General features: G+C 68.6%; 5 protein-coding genes. All 5 read right to left on the reverse strand.

Annotated features, from left to right (window positions below; translation table 11 throughout):
- Nucleotides 1-282 (reverse strand): class I SAM-dependent methyltransferase (locus QOI01_RS09350; protein WP_526380176.1); only part of this gene is annotated, 282 nt, incomplete at its 3' end.
- 103 nt (nucleotides 283-385) lie between these two features.
- Nucleotides 386-613 (reverse strand): hypothetical protein, encoded by a 228-nt coding sequence (locus tag QOI01_RS09355; protein ID WP_526380169.1) that lies wholly within the window; start codon nucleotides 611-613, stop codon nucleotides 386-388.
- Entirely contained in the window at nucleotides 588-1,829 is a 1,242-nt protein-coding gene (locus tag QOI01_RS09360; protein WP_526380171.1) for an MFS transporter, read from the reverse strand. Before QOI01_RS09360 ends, QOI01_RS09355 begins: the two co-directional genes overlap by 26 nt.
- The gene (locus QOI01_RS09365; protein ID WP_526380173.1) at nucleotides 1,826-3,016 is read right to left on the reverse strand and encodes a serine hydrolase domain-containing protein; all 1,191 of its coding nucleotides are present in this window, start codon (nucleotides 3,014-3,016) and stop codon (nucleotides 1,826-1,828) included. The genes QOI01_RS09360 and QOI01_RS09365 overlap by 4 nt, the downstream gene beginning before the upstream one ends.
- A 144-nt stretch (nucleotides 3,017-3,160) precedes the next feature.
- Nucleotides 3,161-3,380: L,D-transpeptidase family protein (locus tag QOI01_RS09370; RefSeq protein ID WP_526380175.1), on the reverse strand; the 220-nt coding region annotated here is incomplete at its 5' end.

The raw sequence follows: 3,380 nt of genomic DNA on the forward strand, positions 1-3,380 counted from the left end.
CGCCGCGACGAAGAAGTCGTCGATGTAGGCCGTGCGGGCGGCGACGAAATCCTGCAACGCCTGCATCCGCTCCCCCAGTTCGGGATCCACGCCCGCCGCCGCCGAGCGGTCGAACAAGCTCCACATCCCCTCACCGGCGGCGTCGAGGAACACCCGGGCGAACGGGTCGCGAAACAGGGGTCGCGCACTCTCGGTCTCCGCAGCACGCGCAGCCGCCACGGTCAACGCCGTCGCTCCCACACTCTCCGTGATCTCCCACGTGTCATCATCAGTTCGCACCATCGTGACCCTTCCCGCGATCGGCGGTCCCATCATTTCGGACGGTACGCCGACTGCCTGTGACTCTCCCAGGACTCACACAGCTCGCTGGACGCGGACCGTCACGCTACTTCGGGGCCGCGGTCGCGATGCCCAATTGCTCTGCGGCGTCGATCATCCGCGCGTCGTAGGTGACGACGGCGCGCAGGGTGTTGCCGGCACGCATCGCGGCAACAAGGTGGAGGGCATCAAGGCTTCGTAGCTGCAGACCCCCGCCGGCCACGGCGCGCAGCAGGTCGGTACGCGACAACGCTGCGGAACTGCGGTCGTCAGTCCTCTGCGCGGAACGCGTCACCGCGGGCGAGCACGCCGACCAGCGTGACGCCGAACAGGACCGCCGTCGTGGTCACGACCGCTGCGACGCCGACGTGCTCGTAGACGAGACCACCGGCGACAGATCCCGACAGGATGCCGACCTGGAACGCGGTCACGTAGAGCGCCGAGGCCTGCGCGGCCTCCTCCGGTGACGTGCGGATGGCGGCCGACTGCAGCATCGGCGGCAGGACGGCAGAGGCCGCGCCCCAGACCACGATGGCGCCGAGGCCAAGAACCGCCCCGGCGGCGCCGGTGTCGAGCACCGACAGCGCGCTCAACAACCAGAACGTCAGACCGAGAATGCCCACGCAGCCTGCCACGGCCGCGAGAAGCCGACGGTCCGTCGCGCGGGCCATCAGCGCCAGTGCCACCAGGCCGGCCACCCCGTAGCCGACCAGCACCCAGGCCTGCAGCCCGGTCCCGACGCCGACGACGCTCCTGATGATCGGAACGATGAAGGTGTACGAGACGAAGTGGGCCGTCACCCCGATCAACGTCAGCGCGCACAGCACGAGCAGTCGTCTGTTTCGGTAGGGCAGCGATGCGCGCGGCGTGGTCGAGACGGCATCGGCCGTGCTGACGGCCATGGCGGGCAACACCATTCGGGCCACAAGCGTGACGGCGCCCGCCGCGACCGCCATCGCGGCGACGGTGGGCCGCCATCCCCACTCCTGGCTCATCGCGCTGGTGAGCGGGATGCCGACGACCAGCGCCGCGGCCGACCCGACGTACACCGCGGTCGTCGCCCGGCCGGTGTGCGTCGCCGGGACCAGCCGGGCCCCGATCGGCACGATGATCGCCCACATGAGGCCGTGGGTGAGCGCGCAGAGAACTCTGCTGGCAGCAAGCCATCCCAGCCCGGGCGCAACGGCCGAGAGCGCCTGCGCGACGGTCAGGCACGCCAGGGTCAGGACGAAGACCCGCCGTCTGGGCCACCGGGCCGTCCACCGGACCAGTGGCACGGTGACCACGATGCTAATGAAAGCGTAAGCGGCGGTGAGCATTCCGACACGGGCCTCGCCGACGTGCAGATCCGCCGCGATCGCGGGCATGGCGCCGATGGGGGCCATCTCGGCGACGGCGTACACGTACGCGGCGATCGATAACACCGCCAGTTGCACGACGACACGCGGAGTCCACCCGAACCGCTCTGCCGGTACGGGTACGGCGTGGCCGTCGACGAGCGTCAGCCTCATGCCGCCTTGACGTCGAGGGCCGCGTAGATCTGATCCGAGAGGGCGACGCTGCGCGGGTCGGCGTGCGCCTTGGTCGCGTCGAACTTGTTCATCACGTAGGCGTAGCCGATGCGGTGTTCCAGATCGGCGAACGCATACGAGCCTCCGGAACCACCGTGGCCGAAGATCCGCGGATTGGGGCCTGCGACGCATCGCTGGTTCAGCATGTAGCCAAGGCCCCAGCCGTGATCGGCGACGCGCGGTCCCAGCACCACGTCGGTCGCCGTCCCACCCTGGGACTCTCGGGACAGGTTCATCAGTTCCCGGCTGAGCAGTTTCTCCTGGGCGATCGCGTTGTAGAACGTGGCCATGCCGATAGCGGACACGTGCGCGTTGGTGGCGGGGAACTCCGCCGATCGCCAACGGTCGATCGTCCGCGAGCCGAGTTCGTCGTCGGGGATGAAGCTCATGGCGACGGCCAGCCCGGCCTTGCTGTGCTCGGACAGCGACGTCGGATCCTCGGGTGCGCCTCCTTCGGCCAGCACGTCGCGGATGTGAGGTTTGTCGATCATGTCCGCGCAGCGGGCGTGCTGGTGGGCGGGTAACCCGATGAACAAATCCGCCGACAGCGGGCCGGCAATGTGCTCGCGCAGGAATTCACCGACGGTGCGTCCGGTCACGCGGCGAAGCAGCTCGCCGAGGATGAAGCCGAAGGTGACCATGTGGTAGCCCTGAGCCGTCCCGGGGGCCCACCATGGTTCGGCCGCAGCGAGTTTGGCGCAGACCCGGTCCCAGTCCAGTACCTCGTCGGGTTCGAGTCGATGCTGCGGACCGATCACCCCGGAGCGGTGGGCCATCACCATGGCGACGGTGATGGCGGCCTTTCCCGACTGGGCGAATTCCGGCCAGTACGCGGCGACGGGCTGGTACAGGTCGATCTGCCCGCGTTCGGCCAGCAGGTGAATGCACGTGGCGGTCAGGCCCTTGGACCCCGAGAAGACACTGGCCAACGTGTCCTGCCGCCACGGCCGCTCACCCGCGGCGTCCTGCGTACCACCCCACAGGTCGACCACGAGTTCGCCGTCGACCCACGCCGCCACTGCGGCGCCGATCTCACCGCGGTCGGTAAAGTTGTGCGCGAACTGCTCGCGGACCGCCTCGAATTCGGGCGCGCAGAAGCCGGCGACCGGGACGTCGGAGACGCTCACTCCGAACTCGCTGAGGCTGACTGCCGACACACCCGTCCATTTGACCGGTCAATCCTGTGAATGCGGCGGATGATCTGATACTGGTTTGCTCGCGGAACCGGACTGTTACCCAAACGACATTCGGGTCAAGGGCATGGGGACGACCTACGTCAGCCTGCTGCCCTGCCGCCACAGATCCCACGGCACGGTCCAGTCGCCGTTCTGCCACACCTCCAGCGGCTTGCCGCCGGTATTGCGCACCTCGACGACGTCGCCGGGCACCGAGAAGTCGAAGAACCACGCGGCGTTGTCGCCGTTGAGGTTCAGGCACCCATGTGAGGTGTCGGTGTTGCCCTGCGCCCACACCGTGGAGTTGAGCTGGTGG

The sequence above is a fragment of the Mycobacterium sp. genome, from assembly GCF_032162605.1.
GTDB lineage: Bacteria > Actinomycetota > Actinomycetes > Mycobacteriales > Mycobacteriaceae > Mycobacterium.